The 17,385-nt window shown below is 71.4% G+C and carries 18 protein-coding genes; 12 read left to right on the forward strand and 6 right to left on the reverse strand.

The genetic code is table 11. The features are described from left to right. Positions 1–1,382: AfsR/SARP family transcriptional regulator (locus tag QMK24_RS34135; protein WP_502989170.1), on the reverse strand; the 1,382-nt coding region annotated here is incomplete at its 3' end. A 68-nt stretch (positions 1,383–1,450) separates the two neighbouring features. Here QMK24_RS34135 and QMK24_RS34140 point away from each other — a divergent pair. Next, the gene (locus tag QMK24_RS34140) at positions 1,451–2,230 is read left to right on the forward strand and encodes a site-2 protease family protein (RefSeq protein WP_283470749.1); all 780 of its coding nucleotides are present in this window, start codon (positions 1,451–1,453) and stop codon (positions 2,228–2,230) included. On the opposite strand, the gene QMK24_RS34145 is transcribed toward QMK24_RS34140, so the two are convergent. Beyond that, positions 2,191–2,415 carry a hypothetical protein gene (locus QMK24_RS34145; RefSeq protein WP_349307928.1) on the reverse strand — a complete coding sequence of 75 codons (225 nt, stop codon included), beginning with the start codon at positions 2,413–2,415 and terminating at the stop codon, positions 2,191–2,193. The genes QMK24_RS34140 and QMK24_RS34145 overlap by 40 nt on opposite strands. A gap of 100 nt (positions 2,416–2,515) precedes the next feature. Beyond that, on the reverse strand, positions 2,516–3,304 hold the full coding sequence (gene npdG, locus QMK24_RS34150; RefSeq protein ID WP_283470752.1) for an NADPH-dependent F420 reductase: 789 nt from the start codon (positions 3,302–3,304) through the stop codon (positions 2,516–2,518). Positions 3,305–3,451: 147 nt separating this feature from the next. On the opposite strand from npdG, the gene QMK24_RS34155 reads away from it, so the two are divergent. Further along, positions 3,452–4,126, forward strand: a complete 675-nt coding sequence (locus tag QMK24_RS34155; RefSeq protein ID WP_283470753.1) for a hypothetical protein — start codon at positions 3,452–3,454, stop codon at positions 4,124–4,126. Between the two features lie 74 nt (positions 4,127–4,200). Then, positions 4,201–5,514: an MFS transporter gene (locus QMK24_RS34160; RefSeq protein WP_283470754.1), complete on the forward strand. Its 1,314-nt coding sequence runs from the start codon at positions 4,201–4,203 to the stop codon at positions 5,512–5,514. A 67-nt stretch (positions 5,515–5,581) separates the two neighbouring features. Here the strand turns inward: QMK24_RS34160 and QMK24_RS34165 are convergent, their stop codons facing one another. Both QMK24_RS34165 and QMK24_RS34170 read right to left on the reverse strand, forming a co-directional pair. Further along, positions 5,582–6,886 carry a phosphoribosyltransferase family protein gene (locus QMK24_RS34165; protein ID WP_283470755.1) on the reverse strand — a complete coding sequence of 435 codons (1,305 nt, stop codon included), beginning with the start codon at positions 6,884–6,886 and terminating at the stop codon, positions 5,582–5,584. 91 nt (positions 6,887–6,977) lie between these two features. Continuing rightward, positions 6,978–7,211 (reverse strand): hypothetical protein, encoded by a 234-nt coding sequence (locus QMK24_RS34170; RefSeq protein ID WP_283470756.1) that lies wholly within the window; start codon positions 7,209–7,211, stop codon positions 6,978–6,980. Positions 7,212–7,279: 68 nt separating this feature from the next. Between QMK24_RS34170 and map the strand changes: the two genes are divergently transcribed. The 5 genes from map to QMK24_RS34195 all read left to right on the forward strand — a co-directional run bounded on the left by map (position 7,280) and on the right by QMK24_RS34195 (position 12,589). Beyond that, positions 7,280–8,137 (forward strand): type I methionyl aminopeptidase, encoded by an 858-nt coding sequence (gene map, locus QMK24_RS34175; protein WP_283470757.1) that lies wholly within the window; start codon positions 7,280–7,282, stop codon positions 8,135–8,137. Positions 8,138–8,306: 169 nt separating this feature from the next. Next, positions 8,307–9,440 (forward strand): iron uptake system protein EfeO, encoded by a 1,134-nt coding sequence (gene efeO, locus QMK24_RS34180; protein WP_283470758.1) that lies wholly within the window; start codon positions 8,307–8,309, stop codon positions 9,438–9,440. Positions 9,441–9,453: 13 nt separating this feature from the next. Next, positions 9,454–10,764 carry an iron uptake transporter deferrochelatase/peroxidase subunit gene (efeB, locus tag QMK24_RS34185; protein WP_283470759.1) on the forward strand — a complete coding sequence of 437 codons (1,311 nt, stop codon included), beginning with the start codon at positions 9,454–9,456 and terminating at the stop codon, positions 10,762–10,764. Positions 10,765–10,770: 6 nt separating this feature from the next. Continuing rightward, entirely contained in the window at positions 10,771–11,733 is a 963-nt protein-coding gene (gene efeU, locus QMK24_RS34190) for an iron uptake transporter permease EfeU (protein WP_283470760.1), read from the forward strand. Beyond that, a complete protein-coding gene (locus QMK24_RS34195) occupies positions 11,615–12,589 on the forward strand; it encodes an SCO2278 family lipoprotein (protein ID WP_283470761.1) in 975 nt (324 codons plus the stop codon). The genes efeU and QMK24_RS34195 overlap by 119 nt, the downstream gene beginning before the upstream one ends. 120 nt (positions 12,590–12,709) lie before the next feature. Here QMK24_RS34195 and QMK24_RS34200 read toward each other — a convergent pair whose 3' ends face one another. Further along, the gene (locus QMK24_RS34200) at positions 12,710–13,420 is read right to left on the reverse strand and encodes a bifunctional DNA primase/polymerase (protein ID WP_283470762.1); all 711 of its coding nucleotides are present in this window, start codon (positions 13,418–13,420) and stop codon (positions 12,710–12,712) included. Positions 13,421–13,619: 199 nt separating this feature from the next. On the opposite strand from QMK24_RS34200, the gene QMK24_RS34205 reads away from it, so the two are divergent. The 4 genes from QMK24_RS34205 (at position 13,620) to QMK24_RS34220 (ending at position 17,310) form a co-directional block, all read left to right on the forward strand. Further along, the gene (locus QMK24_RS34205; RefSeq protein ID WP_283470763.1) at positions 13,620–14,273 is read left to right on the forward strand and encodes a biliverdin-producing heme oxygenase; all 654 of its coding nucleotides are present in this window, start codon (positions 13,620–13,622) and stop codon (positions 14,271–14,273) included. 402 nt (positions 14,274–14,675) lie between these two features. Beyond that, positions 14,676–15,467 carry a dimethylargininase gene (ddaH, locus tag QMK24_RS34210; RefSeq protein ID WP_502962661.1) on the forward strand — a complete coding sequence of 264 codons (792 nt, stop codon included), beginning with the start codon at positions 14,676–14,678 and terminating at the stop codon, positions 15,465–15,467. A gap of 40 nt (positions 15,468–15,507) precedes the next feature. Beyond that, entirely contained in the window at positions 15,508–17,085 is a 1,578-nt protein-coding gene (locus QMK24_RS34215) for a phytoene desaturase family protein (protein ID WP_283470765.1), read from the forward strand. Between the two features lie 90 nt (positions 17,086–17,175). Beyond that, positions 17,176–17,310, forward strand: a complete 135-nt coding sequence (locus QMK24_RS34220) for a hypothetical protein (RefSeq protein ID WP_283470766.1) — start codon at positions 17,176–17,178, stop codon at positions 17,308–17,310. The last annotated feature ends 75 nt before the right edge of the window (positions 17,311–17,385 follow it).

Below are 17,385 nucleotides of genomic sequence, written 5' to 3' on the forward strand. Positions count from 1 at the left end.
TCCATCGACTGGTCCAGCTTCTCCATCACGTCGTTGATCCTCTTGGCCCGGATCTGCAGGGCGAACGGATCCGGCAGCGGGTCGAGCGGCCGGACCCGTTCCCCGGGGACGCCCAGGGGTTCGCGGCTGGTGGCAAGGACGGTGATGCCGGGGCAGTGCGCGAGGAGCTGTTCCGCGAGGGCGGCCGCCGCGTCGATGACGTGCTCGCAGTTGTCGAGTACGAGCAGCAGGCTGCGGCCCGCGCAGTACTCCGCGAGCAGCCGGACCGGGTCCTTGGTCTTGGTCTCCGCGGTCAGCGCCTGCTCGGCGACGGTGCCGGGGTGCAGCAGCGTCTCGCGCAGGCCGAGCGAGGTGAGCACCGCCTCGGGGACGGTACGGGGGTCGCTGACCGGCGCGAGTTCCGCGTACCAGACGCCGTCGGGCCAGCGGTCGCCGAGCAGGTCGCCCGTCTCCTGCGACAGCCGGGTCTTGCCGGTTCCGCCGGGTCCGGTGAGCGTGACCAGCCGGGCCGTGGCCAGGTCCTCGCGGATCGCGGCGAGGTCGCCCTCCCGGCCGACGAAGCTGGTGAGCCGGGCGCGGGAGTTGCCGGACCGGCGTGCGAGGGGCGGCGCCGGATCCGGCTCGGGCCAGGTGCCGGGCCGCTGTCCGGCCACGGGACCGTCCGCCGGATTCAGCAACTCCGAATGCAGCGCGCGCAGTTCGGTGCTCGGGTCGGTGCCGAGCCGGTCGGCCAGGTCGCGGCGTACGTCCTCGTAGGCGGCGAGCGCGTCCGCGGTGCGGCCCGCGTCGCGCAGGGCCCTGATGTGGAGGGCGCGCAGCGACTCGTTGAGGGGGTGGGCGGCGGCGAGCCCGGCGAGTTCGGGCAGCTGCTGCGCCGCGCGGCCGAGCGCGAGCCCTGCGGTGAGCCGCAGCCGTACGGCCTCCAGCCGCAGCTCCTCGCAGCGCACCGCGGCCGTGCCCCGGTCGGGCAGGTCGGCGAACGCCGGTCCCCGCCACAGGGCGAGGGCGTCCTCGAGCAGATCGGACGCCTTCACCGGGTCGCCGTCGGCGAGTGCCCGGCCGCCCTCGTCGACCAGCCGTTCAAAGCGGTGCACGTCCACCGCCCCGGGAACGGCGCACAGCCGGTACCCGCCGTCGGCAGAACCGATGGCGTCATGGCCGATGGCCCGGCGCAACCGCGCGACCAGCGCCTGGAGCGCGCCGGACGCGTTCGCCGGTGGATCGTCCTCCCACAGCTCGTCGATCAGTGACTCGGCGGATATCAGCCGCCCGGGGCGAAGGGCCAGCGCCGTCAGCAGCGCGCGCAGGCGCAGGCCCGCGAGCGCGACGGGGGAACCGTCGTCGCGGAATGCCTGAGTGGTGCCGAGGATCGCGTAACGCACGCCCCCATCTTGCCCTCAATCTCCGGACAGGCTTGTAAATTACGGCCGCCCGGCGACATGATCCCCGTATGAGCAGCACAGATACTCGCCGTGACCACCGGATCAGCCCGATCTTCCTGGGGATCGCGGCGGTCATGGCCGTATCCGGCTGGGCGGTGTGGTCCGGCTTCTCATCGAGCCCCGGCTTCGCCGTCTTCCTCTTCGTGGTGTCCGGATGGGTCGTCTCGCTGTGTCTGCACGAGTACGCCCACGCCCGCACCGCGCTGCACAGCGGGGACATCTCGATAGGCGCCAAGGGCTATCTGACGCTCAACCCGCTCAAGTACACCCACGCGCTGCTCAGCATCGTGCTGCCCGTCCTCTTCGTGATCATGGGCGGCATCGGGCTGCCCGGCGGCGCGGTCTTCATCGAGCGGGGCCGGATCCAGGGGCGCTGGAAGCACAGCGTGATCTCGGCGGCCGGACCGCTGACGAACATCCTCTTCGCAATCGTCCTGATGCTGCCGTTCGCGCTGGGCGCGGTGGGCTCCTGGCCGGACAACTTTCTGGTGGCGTTCGCGTTCCTGGCGATGCTGCAGGTCACGGCGGCGATCCTGAACCTGCTGCCGGTGCCGGGCCTGGACGGCTACGGAATCATCGAGCCGTGGCTGTCGTACGACGTCCGCCGGCAGGTGGAGCCGTTCGCGCAGTTCGGTCTGCTGGCAGTCTTCGGGTGCCTGTGGATCCCCGAGGTGAACCGGGTCTTCTTCGACTTCGTTTACACCGTCATGGGCTGGTTCGACGTGCCGGAGGGCGCCATCAGTTACGGCTACACGCTCTTCAGGTTCTGGTCGGGCTCGGGCGCCTGAGCCCGGTCCGTCCGAGCTCGGGCGTCGGCCTTCGCCTTGCGCAGGTAGTACCAGCACATGTTGCTGGACAGGCCCGCCATCAGGACCCAGAGGATGCCGAGCCAGCTGCCGTTCGCGAAGGAGATGACGGCCGCGGCGACCGTGAGCACGCACACGGTGAGGGCGTAGACAGCAAGGCGGGGCATGGGGAGGAGCTCCTGTCGGGAAACCGGTGACATACGGTCCCGACAAGTGTCCCCCACGCCCCGCGGTGCCTCACTACACGGGCTGCGGCTATCGCTATGACTACACGTCGGTGACGCGCAGGCCCGCGTGGGCCTTGTAGCGGCGGTTCACCGAGATCAGGTTGGCGACCAGCGACTCGACCTGGTGGGCGTTGCGCAACCGGCCCGCGAAGACGCCGCGCATACCGGGGATGCGTCCGGCCAGCGCCTGCACGAGGTCGGTGTCCGCGCGGACCTCGCCCAGCACCATCACATCGGTGTCGATCTCGTCGATCTCCGGGTCCGACAGCAGCACCGCCGACAGGTGGTGGAAGGCCGCGGTCACCCGCGACTCCGGGAGCAGCGCGGCCGCCTGCTGGGCGGCACTGCCCTCCTCCGGCTTCAGCGCGTAGGCGCCCTGCTTGTCGAAACCCAGCGGGTTGACGCAATCGACGACGAGCTTGCCCGCCAGGTCGTCGCGGAGCGACTCCAGGGTCTTGGCGTGCCCGTCCCACGGCACCGCCACGATCACGATGTCGCTGCGCCGCGCGCACTCCGCGTTGTCCGCGCCCTCCACGCCCAGACCGATCTCGGCGGCGGCGCCCTGGGCGCGTTCCGCGTTGCGCGATCCGATGATCACCTTCTGCCCGGCCTTCGCCAGCCGGTATGCGAGCCCGCGGCCCTGGTCGCCGGTGCCACCGAGCACGCCGACCACCAGGCCGGACACATCCGGAAGGTCCCAGGGGTCCTTGGCAGGAGCCTTCGCAGGGGCATTCGCGGGGGCATTCGCGGGGGCCTTCGCGGGGGCCTTCGCGGGGGCCTTCGCGGGGGCCTTCGCGGGGGCCTTGTTCACATCGTCAGGGGAAGTCATGACGGCGATCCTGTCACGCCGTACCGGCTCCCAGCAGCCCGGTTGCCCACGGTCCGCCGGGCCCGGAAACCACCGCGGGCCACCCGTTCCGGGGGAAGTGGGGCGAGCGGCCACTCCTGGGGCCGCCCGTCCGGCAGGATGCCCGGCATGGACGCGGTACGGGTGGCGTTGTTGCGGGACGTGCTGGCGGGGACCGAGTGGATCCTGGCCACGCGGTCCTTCGCGGGCTCGCTGCGGGCCTCGGTGCGCCAGGGGCCGGGCGGGCTGCTGCTGGTGGGGACCCGGGAGTACGAGCCGTGGCATCTGGCGGCGCACCTGGACGACGAGGCCACGTGGAGCGGACTGCCGGAGCTGTCGCCGACCCTGATGCGGTTCCGGGTCCCGGCGGGGGCGCCGGCGCATCTGGGCGTGGGGCTGCGGCGGCTGGAGGTGGCGCGACGCGGGGAGACGGTGTTCGTGGTGACGCCGGACCGGCCCGGGGCGGCGCTGCTGGAGCGGGTGGCGGACGCCCGGCGGGCCGGCGCGACCGTGCTGGCGATGGACGGCGGCGATCCCGCGCTGCGGGAGCTGGCGCACGACGCGCTGACCGTACCGGCGGAACCGGATCCGGAGACGGACCCGGTCCCCGTACAAGACCCGGAACCGGACCCGACGGCCGGCGCGGCCGTCCAGGCGCGGATGGGGATGGATCTGCTGCAGCATCTGGTCGCCGCCGCGGCCGGCGAGAACAGCCTGACGGCCGCCCGGCGCCGCGGCCCGTTCCGGGACCGGCTGTCCCGGCTGGCGGAACAGCTGACATCACCCCCGCCGGCCCGGTGGTAGCACCACACACGCCGCACCCGCCGTACGGCAAAACCATTTGCCCCCGGCGGCCCGGTGGCGGAGCATGCGAACCCGTGAACGACAGCCCGCCCGACCCCGACCGGCCCCTGTCCCGGCTGAGAGCCCTGCTCCCCGACCTGGCACCGTGGCGCTCCTCGCGCGATTTCCGCCTCATGTGGATGGCGGGGGTCGTGACGGTCTTCGGCAGCTTCCTGACCTTCGTCGCGCTGCCGGTGCAGATCAAGGAACTGACCGGGTCCGCGGTCGCCGTCGGCGCGATCGGCGCCGTCGAGCTGGTGCCGCTGATCGTGTTCGGGCTGTACGGGGGCGCGCTCGCCGACGCCATGGACCGCCGGAAGCTGATCCTCTACAGCGAGGCCGCGCTCGGCCTGCTGTCGGCGGTGCTGCTGGCCAACACCCTGCTGCCGCATCCCATGGTGTGGCCGCTGTATGTGGTGGCGGCGCTGTCGAGCGCCCTGACCGGACTGCAGCGTCCGGCGCTGGACGCGATCGTGCCGCGCATCGTCGCGCACGACCAGCTCTCGGCCGCGGCGTCCTTGAACGCGCTGCGCTGGCAGGTCGGCGCCATCGCCGGTCCTTCGCTGGCAGGCGTGCTCATCGCCTTCGCGGGACTGTCGTGGGCCTACGCGATCGACATCGGCACCTTCGTGATCTCGGTCGCCCTGGCGATGGGCCTGCGTCCGTCGCCCGCCGCGCACGACGCGGACAAGCCGTCGCTGCGCGGCATAGCGGAGGGCGCGCGCTACGCGTGGAGCCGCAAGGAGCTGCTCGGCACCTACACGATCGACATGGCGGCGATGTTCTTCGCCTTCCCCACGGCGATCTTTCCCTTCCTCGCCGACGACCTCCACGCGCCCTGGGCGCTGGGCCTGATGTACGCGGCCGGGTCGGTCGGTTCGCTGGCGGTGAGCATGACCAGCGGCTGGACGTCACGCATCCACCGGCACGGCCGGATGGTGGTGGTCTCGGCGGTCGGCTGGGGGCTGGCGATGGCGGCAGCGGGCTGGATGGGCGAGATCTGGCTGGTGCTCCTGTTCCTGGCGGTCGCGGGCGGCTGCGACATGATCAGCGGCATCGGCCGGAGCACGATGTGGAACCAGACGATCCCGGACGAGCTGCGGGGACGGCTGGCAGGGATCGAGCTGCTGTCGTACTCGGTCGGGCCGCAGCTCGGCCAGGTACGGGCCGGCGGCGTGGCCGCGCTCACCAGCGCCCGTACGTCGGTGTGGAGCGGCGGCGTGGCGTGCGTGGCAGCGGTCGGTCTGCTGGCGCTGGCCCTCCCCAAACTGATGTCGTACGACGCCCGCACCAATGTGCACGCCGTGCGCAGGAGAAAAATGGTGCCAGCCACCGCCGAGCAGGGCTGAAGGCCCGCCCTCAAGCGCCGGGCGGGCCGATTTCAGCCCGCCTTCGTCCGCGCGTCGGGGTCGACCTTCATCGTCGTCCGGACATCGGTTGCTGCGCCGGGGTGAGGTGGTCGGTGAACCAGTCCCGGGCAAGTTCGGCCGCGGCCTCCAGCGTGCCCGGCTCCTCGAACAAGTGGGTCGCGCCGGGCACGACTTCGAGGCGGCTCTCGCAGCGCAGCTCGGCCTGGGCCTGTCGGTTGAGGTCGAGCACCAGATCGTCGTGGCCGCCGACGATGAGCAGGGTCGGGGCTGCCACGTCAGGTAGCCGGCGCCCCGCGAGATCGGGCCTGCCGCCCCGGGAAACCACGGCGGCGATCTCCGTGCCGGGTTCGGCCGCCGCCCACAGCGCCGCGGCGGCGCCGGTGCTGGCACCGAAGTAGCCGACCGCGAGCCCTCGCGCGCCGGGCTCGGCGCGCACCCAGCGGGTGGCGCCGAGCAGGCGGCGGGCCAGCATCTCGGTGTCGAACACGTTGGTCCTGTCGCGTTCCTCCTCGGCGGTCAGCAGGTCGAACAGCAGGGTGCCGAGCCCGGCGCGGCCCAGTACCTCCGCGACGAAACGGTTACGGGGGCTGTGCCGGCTGCTGCCGCTGCCGTGGGAGAAGAGGACGACGCCCGCCGCTGCCTCGGGGAGGGCGAGGTGTCCGGCGAGCCGGACGGGTCCCGCGTGCACCACGACCTCGTCGTCCCGGGTCATGGGATGGGCCGCGGCGCGTGCGAGGCAGGCCATGACCTCGTCGTCGGTGGTCTGGGTGAAGTCGGCGTACCACTCCCCGATGGCCATGAAGAGCCTCGGCGTCTCGACTGCCACCAGCTCATCGGCGTCCTGTCCGAGCCTGTCGGTCCAGTCGTGCGGGGCCACGGGCACCGCGAGCACCACCCGCGCCGCTCCGTTCGCGCGGGCGATCTGGCACGCGGCCCGCGCGGTCGACCCGGTGGCGACGCCGTCGTCGACCACGATCGCCGTGCGCCCTTGGATCCTGGCGCATGGACGGCCGCCCCGGAAGCGCTGGGCCCGCCGTTCCAGCTCGACGCGCTCGCGGCCCTCGACCGCGGCCAGCTCGTCGTCCGAGATATGGCCCCTGCGCATCACCTCACGGTTGATGACGCGCACCCCGCCCTCGCCGATCGCGCCCATCCCCAGTTCGGTCTGGTACGGGACGCCCAGCTTGCGGACCACGATCACATCCAGTGGCGCATCGAGCGCCTCGGCGACTTCAACCGCGACGGGCACACCTCCCCGGGGAAGGCCGAGTACGACGCTGTCCTGGCCCCGCAGATGCCGCAATCTGCCGGCCAGGAGCCGACCCGCTTCAGTCCGGTTGGCGAAGGGCACTGGGCTCACCTCCCTGCCCCGAACCGAAAATCCTCCTTATATCATCTTATGACCTTATTAAGACCTGATTCAGCCCTGCCTCGGACCGGAATCAGTCCTCTTCTGCGCGTGGCTGGTCGCGGTCGTGCCAGCGCGGGTCCGTCTCCCATTCGAGGTTGCGGTCGGCCGCTGTCTGCATGGCGTGTTCGGCCTCTTCACGGGTGGCATAGGGACCGAAGCGGTCCTTGGCCGGGCAGTCGGGTCCCTCCTCGACCTTCTTGTGCTGCAGGCAGTAGAACCACTCGCCCGGCTTGCCGGCCGGCTTCTTCGCCCTGAACAGCGCCATGACTGCCTCCTGGTTGTACGAGTACCTGCGGCCAGCCTGCCCGATCGCCCGCCGATACACTCGTCGGCATGTCTGGTCAGTCGCTCCTCGTTCCCGGCAAGCTCTCTCCCCCGCGGCCGGTGCCCCCCTCGATCCCGCGGCCCGAGTACGTGGGCAAGCCCGCGCCCACTCCGTACACCGGGCCGGAGGTGCAGGACGCCGAAACCGTGGCGAAGATGCGGATCGCGTCGCAGATCGCCGCACGGGCGATGGAGGAGGCGGCCAAGCACATCGCTCCGGGGGTGACGACGGACGAGCTGGACCGCGTCGCGCACGAGTACATGTGCGACCACCGCGCCTACCCCTCGGACCTCGGCTACCGGGGCTTCCCCAAGTCGCTGTGCGCGTCGATCAACGAGGTCATCTGCCACGGCATCCCGGACTCGACCGAGCTGCGCGACGGCGACATCGTGAACCTGGACGTGACGGCGTTCATCCACGGGGTGCACGGCGACACGAACGCAACGTACCTGTGCGGTGCCGTCGACGAGGAGTCCCGGCTGCTGGTCGAGCGGACCGAGGAGTCGCTGAACCGGGCGATCAAGGCGGTCAGGCCCGGCCGGGCGATCAATGTGATCGGGCGGGTCATCGAGTCGTACGCCAAGCGCTTCGGCTACGGGGTGGTGCGGGACTTCACCGGGCACGGGATCAACACGTCGTTCCACTCCGGGCTGATCGTGCCGCACTACGACGCCCCGCACGCCACCACCGTGATCAAGCCGGGCATGACGTTCACCATCGAGCCGATGCTGACGCTGGGCACCCATGACTACGACATCTGGGACGACGGCTGGACGGTGGTCACCAAGGACCGCAAGCGCACCGCGCAGTTCGAGCACACTCTGGTCGTCACCGAAACGGGCGCAGAGGTGCTCACGCTGCCATGACGGGACGGGGGCGCGCGCCGACGCGCCCCCGCGTGCGACCGGTGAGACGGGAATCACTGGACATCGCAGGACCCCGCGAGTACTACAAAGGCAAGGCTCAGATAAGTTAGGCAAGCCTCACCCGGCCGAATCGTGTCCTGAGCGTCTTTGAGCACCCTGGAGCCCCCGCATGTCCGCAGCCCGTCTCTCCGTCGTCACCGCTGTCGCGGTGGCCGCCGCGCTCACCGCTCTCAGCGGCTGCGCGGAGAAGAAGACGGACGCCAAGGCGTCCGACGCGGTCCAGGTCACGGCCACCGACGAGGAGTGCAAGGTCTCGAAGACCAGCTTCCCCGCCGGGCATGTGTCCTTCGCGTTCGAGAACAAGGGCTCCAAAGCCAACGAGCTCTACGTGTACGCGCCGGGCGACAAGATCATGACCGAGCGGGAGAACATCGGCCCCGGCACCAAGGCCGATATCTCCACCGAGCTCAAGGCCGGCGAGTACGAGGTCACCTGCAAGCCCGGCATGAAGGGCGCGGGCCTGCGCACGAAGATCACCGTCACCGGCGCGAACGCGCCGAAGAAGACCGACCCGCGCCTGGCCACCGCCGTCGCCGAGTACCGCCAGTACGCGCAGAGCGAGGCCGACGCGACGCTGCCGAAGGTCAAGGTCTTCGCCGAGGCCGTCAAGCGCGGTGACCTGGAGGCCGCCAAGGCCGCCTACGCCCCCTCCCGCGTCGGCTGGGAGACCACCGAGCCGATCGCCGAGGCCTTCGGTGACATCGACCCGAAGACCGACGTCCGCCAGGACAGCGTGCAGGCCGGCCAGAAGTGGACCGGCTGGCACCGGCTCGAGAAGTCGCTGTGGCAGGACAAGAAGATCGGCGCCGAGGAGAAGACCCTCGCCGACCAGCTCGTCACCGACCTCACCGACTGGCAGACACGGATCGGCAAGGCCGACATCACGCCCACCGGCATGGCGAACGGCGCCAAGTCCCTGATGGACGAGGTCGCCAACAACAAGATCACCGGTGAGGAAGAGCGCTACAGCCACACCGACCTGGTCGACTTCAAGGGCAACCTCGACGGCGCCCAGAAGTCCTACGTGCTGCTGAAGCCGGTCGTCGCGCAGAACGACGCCGCGCTCGCCAAGGAGCTCGACAAGCAGTTCGCCGCGCTGACCACCCTGCTCGGCAAATACCGCACCGGCGACACGTACGTCTCGTACGACACCGTGAACGCGGCCCAGCGCAAGGAGCTCTCGGACGGCGTCAACGCGCTCGCCGAGCCGCTCTCCAAGCTCGCCGCGACCGTCGCGAAGTAACCGGAGTTCCTTCATGGCTGACGAGACCACCACAGAGGCAACGGCCGCAACGGCCGCCGACGCCACCGCGGACCGGGCCAGGGGCCCCGTGTCCCGGCGGGCCGTCATCGGCTGGACCGGCGCCGGCATCGCGCTCGGCGCGGCCGCCGCGAGTGGCGCCGCCGCCGCGGTGCGCACCGGTGACGACGTCCAGCCCGCGGCCTCCGCGGCCGGCGCCATCGCGTTCCACGGTCCGAACCAGGCCGGGATCACCACCCCGGTCCAGGACCGGCTGCACTTCGCGTCGTTCGACGTCAAGACCGAGGACCGCGCCGAACTCATCGCGCTCCTCAAGGAGTGGACGGCGGCCGCCGCCGCGATGACGGCCGGCAAGCCGGTCGGCGCCGGCGCCGTCGGCGGCCTGCCCGAGGCCCCGCCGGACGACACCGGCGAGGCGCTGGGCCTGCCCTCGTCCCGGCTGACGATCACCGTGGGCTTCGGCGCGACACTGTTCGAGAAGGACGGCAAGGACCGGTTCGGCCTCAAGTCCCAGCGCCCCGCCGCTCTCGTCGACCTGCCGGCCTTCCGTCATGACAACCTCGACGCGACCCGCAGCGGCGGCGACCTCTGCGTGCAGGCGTGCGCCGACGACCCGCAGGTGGCCGTGCACGCGATCCGCAACCTGGCGCGGATCGGCTTCGGCAAGGTCGCCGTCCGCTGGTCGCAGCTCGGCTTCGGCAAGACCTCCTCGACAACGCCGGACGAGCAGACCCCGCGCAACCTGATGGGGTTCAAGGACGGCACGCACAATGTCGCGGGCAGCGACAAGGCCACCCAGGACGAGCACGTCTGGGCGTCCGCCAAGGACGGGGCCGCCTGGATGACCGGCGGCTCGTACCTCGTCGCCCGGCGCATCCGGATGCGCATCGAGCCGTGGGACCGCACTCCGCTCAAGGAGCAGGAGGACATCTTCGGCCGGAACAAGGGCGAGGGCGCCCCGGCCGGCAAGCAGCGCGAGCACGACACCCCGAACCTCAAGGCGATGCTGCCGACCGCGCATGTCCGCCTGGCGCACCCGGACAGCAACGCCGGGGCGACGATCCTGCGCCGCGGCTACTCCTTCACCGACGGCACGGACGGCCTGGGCCGGCTCGACGCCGGGCTGTTCTTCCTCGCCTACCAGCGCGATGTGCGCTCGGGCTTCATCCCGGTGCAGAACCGGCTGGCGAAGACCGACGCGCTCAACGAGTACATCCAGCACGTCGGTTCGGCGCACTTCGCCTGTCCTCCCGGCATCCGCGACAGCGGCGACTGGTGGGGCCGCGGGCTCCTCGAAGGGAAGTGACCAGCGATGATCGGTAACTATCTGATCGGCCTGCGCGAGGGGCTCGAGGCCAGCCTGGTCGTCTGCATCCTCGTCGCGTATCTGGTGAAGTCCGGGCGCAGGGAGAAGCTGCCGCCGGTCTGGGCGGGCGTGGGTCTCGCCGTGGTGATCAGCCTGGCCTTCGGCGCGCTGCTGCAGTTCGGTTCGTCCGAGCTGACGTTCACGGCGCAGGAGGCGCTCGGCGGCTCGCTGTCGATCATCGCCGTCGGCTTTGTGACCTGGATGGTCTTCTGGATGCGGCGCACCGCGCGGCATCTGAAGAAGGAGCTGCACGGCAAGCTGGACGCCGCGCTGGCGCTGGGCACCGGCGCGCTGGTCGCGACCGCGTTCCTGGCGGTCGGCCGCGAGGGCCTGGAGACCGCGCTGTTCGTGTGGACGGCGGTGAAGGCGGCAGGCTCCGACGGCGGTTCGACCCAGCCGCTGCTCGGCACCGCGCTCGGCCTGGGCACCGCGGTGGTGCTCGGCTGGCTCTTCTACCGGGGCGCGCTGAAGATCAACCTGTCGAAGTTCTTCACCTGGACCGGCGCCATGCTGGTGGTCGTCGCGGCGGGCGTGCTCGCGTACGGCGTCCACGATCTCCAGGAGGCCGGCTGGCTGCCGGGCATGCAGAGCCTGGCCTTCGACATCAGCACCACGATCCCGCCGGACAGCTGGTACGGCACCGTCCTCAAGGGCATCCTCAATTTCCAGCCCGACCCGACTGTCCTGCAGGTCACGGTGTGGTCGCTGTATCTCGTACCGACCATGGCCTTCTTCCTCGCCCCCGGTAGGGTTGCGCCGACCGCAGCAGCCCCGAAGGAGCCAACGCCCAATGACCCGCCGCAGGTTGTCCCTGACAGCCGCAGTTCTGCTGCTCGTGCTGACGCCGGTGACGGGGTGCGTGACCGTGCACGGGGAGCAGGCGCTCGTTCCGGCGGTGAAGAAGGCTGAGGCCGCCAAGGCCCTCGACCGATTCACCCGGCTCAACAACGAGGCGAAGCGGACCTACGACCCCGCGACGCTCGCGAAGGCCGAGACCGGCGCGCTCGGCGCCATGGACACCGCGGGCCTGACGGCACGGCACGCCAACCACCCGGAGGGCAACCCCGGTTATGTGCCGCTCAAGTTCACCGACGCCCGCTTCCTGATACCGAAGCAGCGCGGCTGGCCCAAGTGGTTCGCCGCCGACGCCGTCAGCAGCACCGGTGGCGGCGCCCACTGGCTGCTGTTCTTCCAGCGGTCCGCCGCGAGCGACCCGTGGAAGGCCTCGTACCTGGCAGTGATCCAGCCCGACCGGATGCCGCAGTTCGTCCTGGACAAGGACGGCTACGCCCAGCCGGTGCCGCTGAACGACTCCGCGCTGCTGGTCGAGCCCGGCCGGCTGAGCAGCGCGTACACCTCGTATCTGCAGACGGGCGACGCGGCGACGCTCGCCTTCGCCGACGGTGCCCAGACCTCGCAGGTGCGCCAGCAGCGCCGCAAGGGGGCCACCTCCTCGGCCGTCACCGCGTACGCCGACCAGCCCGTCGACGCGGGCGAGTTCCCCCCGGTGGGCCTGCGGACCAAGGACGGCGGGGCGCTGGTGTTCTTCGCCTCCCGCCACCAGTCACGGCTGACCACTCCGGGCAAACCGCTGAAGGTCGACGACCCGGACACCAAGGCCCTGATGACCGGGACCCCGAAGACCTCGGTCACCTTGGTCCGGGTATCGGAGCAGGCGGTCATGGTCCCGCCGGCGGACGACGCCACGGGGAAGGTCGCCTTCCTGAGCCGTCTGCTGGGTCTGGTCACCGCAAAGGGCGAGTGAGGCGGGTCCGGGCCGCGAGTGGGGCGGGCCGGGCACGAGTGGGACCGGGTCGGGCGGAGGACGGCGCGCGTCCCGGCCGGCCGGCGCGCCGTACGGGCCGGCTCGCGCCGCCCGGGGCGGTCAGAGCCGCCAGCCCACCGTCTCGGGTACGTACTCCACCTGGGCGCAGGAGTCCATGAGGATCTCCAGGAGCGGCAGCGGGTCGGGGAGCGGGCGGTCCGGGCCGCGGCCGGGGAGCCAGCTCACCGAGCCGCCGGTGGGCAGCTTGGCGGGCGGCAGCAGGACATAGCTGCCGCGGCAGTGCCAGCGCAGGCCGGGGTGTTCGTCGACGGTCTCGGGATGGCAGTCCAGCTCGCAGGGCCACCACTCGTCCTCGTCCACGGGGGTACCGCGGGTGGCGGTGAAGAAGAGCAGCCGGTCGTCCCCGTACGCGGCGACCGGGCCGGCGTCCCCGCCCTCGGCCGCGAGCCGGTCCAGAGCGATGGTGCCGGCGTCGGCCGGCACATCGAGGACGTCATGGCTGGCGCCGGTGGCCGAGATGAAGTTCGCGAGCGGCTGGGTACGCAGCCAGTGGTCGATCTTCTGCAGATCGGTGGTGGCCTGGGTGTGCCAGGCGAAGGAGACCGGGTGCATGCCGGGCGTGGGACAGCCGACGCGGTCACAGGAACAGCCGTAGCCGGACGGGTGCGCCGCCGGTGCGACGGGGAAGGTGGCGGCGGCCGCGGAACGGATCAGATCCTCGCGGCGCAGGGCGGGAGCAGAACCGGGACCGGTGTCCGTGCCTGCCGATCGGCGGCGCAGCCACTCGGACAACCTGCTCTTGCCTGCCATCGGGCTCCTTCCCTCGCCCCCGCGTCCATGGTCCACGGTACGCGGGTGGTGGGGCTCATCCTGCCTCTTGTCCGGAATGAACGCACAGCCGGGGTGGAAGGACAGGAGTAGCGTAGTTCCCGACAGCCTGTCGGCATCTTCTTGACTTAGGTATACCTAAGTTGTAAGGATCGGCACAGGCCCGACGCAGGAGGTTCACTTGACGCCGTCCCCGTTCTCCACCGTGATCCGTACCGCCAGCCACGATCAGCACATCGAGGCCGAGAACTCGACCTTCATGAGCGATCTGCTCGGCGGACGGCTCGGCGTGGACGCCTACGCCCGCTACACCGAGCAGTTGTGGTTCGTCTACCGGGCGCTGGAGGACGCGGCACCGTCACTGACCACCGACCCGGTCGCCGGTCCCTTCGTACGGCCCGAACTGCTGCGGGTCGCGCAGCTGGAACGCGACCTGGACCACCTGCTCGGCGCGGACTGGCGGCAGCGGTCGGACCCGCTGCCCGCCACGGCGGCGTACGCGGAGCGGGTCGCCGAGGTCGCCGGGACCTGGCCCGCGGGCTATGTCGCCCACCACTACACCCGCTATCTGGGGGACCTCTCCGGCGGTCAGGTGATCCGTGGCATCGCGGAGAAGACCTGGGGATTCGAACGCAAGGGTGACGGCGTCCGGTTCTACGTCTTCGAGGGGATCGGGAACCCGGCCGCCTTCAAGCGCGAGTACCGCGAGCTGCTGGACGGGCTGGCGGTCGACGACTTGGAGAAGCAGCGGGTGGTCGACGAGTGCCGGAACGCTTTCGCTCTGAACAGCGCGGTCTTCGCCGACCTCGGCGACCGCTACCCACTGAGCGCGTAGCCGCCCTTGCCCTCAAGCGCCGGGCAGGTTCTCCAGGACGGCCTCAAACGCCGGCCGGGTTGGGGTGGTTGCTGGTGGTCGGTGCGCCGGCCGGCCGTTCCCCGCGCCGTCCGTCGGCGAGCGGGGCCCGTGTCGTGCTCGCCCGCGTCCCCGTGCACCCCAGGGCCGGCGGGCCGCTCGTCATTCCCGGGCGATAGGCCACCGTGTACGAAAACGATCGCTTGAACCACCCAAATGGTTCGATGCGTTTCGGCCGCCGAGGGTGGACGATTTGTGCGCGTGCGTAACCCCACCGGCAGTGACCCCACCGGCAATAACTCCCGCCCGCGTCCCACCGGAGCCTCAAACGACGAGGAGCCCTCATTGCGCACAGTCCGCACCGCCACACCCCGGCGGTACCTGATGTGCCCGCCCGAGCACTACCGGGTGACCTACTCCATCAACCCGTGGATGGACCCGACCAAACCGGTCGACCCCATACTCGCGCTCTTCCAGTGGGAGGAGCTGCGCGACCGCTACCGCTCGCTCGGCCACACCGTCGAGATCCTCGACGCGGTCCCCGGCCTGCCCGACATGGTCTTCGCCGCCAACGGCGCGACCGTCGTGGACGGCCGGGTGCTCGGCGCCAGATTCCTCAACGCGGAGCGGACCGCCGAGGCACCGGAGCATCTGGCGTGGTTCCGCCGCAACGGATTCACCGAGGTGCACGAGCCGCTGCACATCAATGAGGCCGAGGGAGACTTCGCCGTCACCTCGTCCTGGATCCTGGCCGGCCAGGGCTTCCGCAGCAGCACCCTCTCGCACTCCGAGGCGCAGGAGTTCTTCGGCCGCCCCGTCATCGGCCTGGAACTGACGGACCCGCGCTACTACCACCTCGACACGGCGCTCGCCGTCCTCGACGACGCGGCCGACGAGGTCATGTACTTCCCCGGCGCGTTCTCGCCCGGCAGCCGCCGGGTGCTGGCCCGGCTCTTCCCCGACGCCCTGCTCACGACCGCGGCCGACGCCGCCGCGCTCGGGCTGAACGCCGTCAGCGACGGCCGTCATGTACTCCTCCCGAGCGGCGCCACCGGCTTGTTCGCACCGCTGCGCGAGCGCGGTTTCGAACCGGTGGGGCTCGACCTGTCGGAACTCCACAAGGCGGGCGGCAGCGTCAAGTGCTGCACCCAGGAGCTGCGCCCGGCTTCCCCGTAGAGATCTCCCGCAGAGATCCGCGAGGTCGTATCGTCGGACCATGCCGGAGCGCACTTCGTACGACGCAGTGATCGTCGGTGGCGGCCACAACGGTCTGGTGGCCGCCGCCTATCTGGCCCGCGCCGGCCGCAGCGTACTGCTGCTGGAGCGGCTGCCGGCCACCGGCGGGGCGGCCGTGTCGACCCAGGCGTTCGCCGGGGTCGACGCACGGCTGTCGCGCTACTCGTACCTGGTCAGTCTGCTGCCGAGGAAGATCACCGAGGAGCTGGGGCTGCGCTTCGCGGTACGGCGGCGGCGCATCTCCTCGTACACCCCGTACGGCGCGAGCGAAGCGAGAAGCGGGTCCCCCCGGCCGAAGGCTGGCGGAGGGCTGCTGGTCGACTCGGAGGATCCGTCCCGCACCCGGGACGCCTTCGTGCGGCGCACCGGCTCGGAGCGGGACTTCGAGGCGTGGCAGCGCTTCTACGCGATGACCCGGCGGGTCGCGGAACGGGTCTTCCCGACGCTGACCGGGCCGCTGCCGTCCCGGGCGCAGCTGGAGCGGACCGTGGACGATCCGGCCGCCTGGGAGGCGCTGTTCGAACGTCCGCTGGGCGAGACCGTCGAGGCGGTGTTCGAGGACGACCTGGTGCGGGGCATCGTGCTCACGGACGCGCTGATCGGCACGTTCACCCACGCCCACGACGCCTCTCTGCGCCAGAACCGCTGCTTCCTCTATCACGTCATCGGCGGCGGGACCGGCGACTGGGACGTGCCGGTGGGCGGCATGGGCGCGCTGACCGACGCGCTGGCCGGGGCCGCCCGCGCGGCGGGGGCGGAGATCGTCACCGGATGCGAGGTGACGGGGATCGAGACGGACGGGGCGTACGCCGAGGTCGTCTTCGAGGGCGGCCGGGTGGGCGCCCGGCATGTGCTGGTGAACGCCTCCCCGCACACCCTCGCCGGGCTCCTCGGCGAACCCCTGCCACCCCGGCCCGAGGGCGCCCAGCTCAAGGTCAACATGCTGCTGAGCCGGCTGCCGAGGCTGCGGGACACTTCCGTCGACCCGCGCGAGGCGTTCGCCGGGACCTTCCATATCGCCGAGTCGTACGGCCAGTTGGCGACCGCGTACGAGGAGGCCGACGCCGGCCGGATCCCGTCCGCCCCGCCGTCCGAGATCTACTGCCACTCCCTCACCGACCCCTCGATCCTCTCCCCCGAGCTGGCCGGCCGGGGCGCCCACACCCTCACCCTCTTCGGCCTCCACGCCCCCGCCCGGCTGTTCGCCGCCGACCCGTCCGGCACCAAGGACGCCCTGCTGAAGGCCACGCTCGCCCAGCTCGACGACGTACTGGCCGAGCCCCTCGCCGACTGCCTCGCGCTGGACGCCGACGGCCGCCCCTGCATCGAGGCGAAGTCCCCGCCCGACCTGGAGCGCGAGGTCGGGCTGCCCGGCGGCCATATCTTCCACCGGGATCTGAGCTGGCCGTACGCCTCCCCCGGCACCGGACGCTGGGGAGTGGAGACCGCGCACCCCACCGTGCTGCTGTGCGGCGCGGGCGCGGTGCGCGGCGGCGGGGTCAGCGGGATCCCCGGGCACAACGCGGCGATGGCGGTCCTGCTCGGGAATCAGGAGTGACCTGGGCCACGCCGCGGGGCTGAGGGACGTCGCACCGGCCCGATCGGCGATACTCGTCGGCAGCCGGGGGTACGTACCGAGGAGGGCACGATGACAGGTCGGCAGTGGCGCCGAGGCGGGACCGGGGGCAGGTGGCACACCCTCGAGGAGGGTGGCGCGCTTCCCGCGCCGCGCAAGTGCACCGCGGACGTGATCGTCGACTGCGCGGTGTCCGAGGACGGCTAGGGGTTCGCGAGCCTCCCGCGGCGGGAGGCGCTGGCGGCGGCCTGGGAGCGGGCGGGCGGTTTCGCCTGGAGCGGG

This window comes from Streptomyces sp. PH10-H1, assembly GCF_030063355.1.
Taxonomy (GTDB): domain Bacteria; phylum Actinomycetota; class Actinomycetes; order Streptomycetales; family Streptomycetaceae; genus Actinacidiphila.

Bases quoted from the DNA above. Each gene is read 5' to 3' on its own strand.
- QMK24_RS34140 (WP_283470749.1), top strand. From the start codon at position 1,451: ATGAGCAGCACAGATACTCGCCGTGACCACCGGATCAGCCCGATCTTC.
- QMK24_RS34145 (WP_349307928.1), bottom strand. From the start codon at position 2,415: ATGCCCCGCCTTGCTGTCTACGCCCTCACCGTGTGCGTGCTCACGGTC.
- npdG (WP_283470752.1), bottom strand. From the start codon at position 3,304: ATGACTTCCCCTGACGATGTGAACAAGGCCCCCGCGAAGGCCCCCGCG.
- QMK24_RS34155 (WP_283470753.1), top strand. From the start codon at position 3,452: ATGGACGCGGTACGGGTGGCGTTGTTGCGGGACGTGCTGGCGGGGACC.
- QMK24_RS34170 (WP_283470756.1), bottom strand. From the start codon at position 7,211: ATGGCGCTGTTCAGGGCGAAGAAGCCGGCCGGCAAGCCGGGCGAGTGG.
- map (WP_283470757.1), top strand. From the start codon at position 7,280: ATGTCTGGTCAGTCGCTCCTCGTTCCCGGCAAGCTCTCTCCCCCGCGG.
- efeO (WP_283470758.1), top strand. From the start codon at position 8,307: ATGTCCGCAGCCCGTCTCTCCGTCGTCACCGCTGTCGCGGTGGCCGCC.
- efeB (WP_283470759.1), top strand. From the start codon at position 9,454: ATGGCTGACGAGACCACCACAGAGGCAACGGCCGCAACGGCCGCCGAC.
- efeU (WP_283470760.1), top strand. From the start codon at position 10,771: ATGATCGGTAACTATCTGATCGGCCTGCGCGAGGGGCTCGAGGCCAGC.
- QMK24_RS34195 (WP_283470761.1), top strand. From the start codon at position 11,615: ATGACCCGCCGCAGGTTGTCCCTGACAGCCGCAGTTCTGCTGCTCGTG.
- QMK24_RS34200 (WP_283470762.1), bottom strand. From the start codon at position 13,420: ATGGCAGGCAAGAGCAGGTTGTCCGAGTGGCTGCGCCGCCGATCGGCA.
- ddaH (WP_502962661.1), top strand. From the start codon at position 14,676: ATGTGCCCGCCCGAGCACTACCGGGTGACCTACTCCATCAACCCGTGG.
- QMK24_RS34215 (WP_283470765.1), top strand. From the start codon at position 15,508: ATGCCGGAGCGCACTTCGTACGACGCAGTGATCGTCGGTGGCGGCCAC.
- QMK24_RS34220 (WP_283470766.1), top strand. From the start codon at position 17,176: ATGACAGGTCGGCAGTGGCGCCGAGGCGGGACCGGGGGCAGGTGGCAC.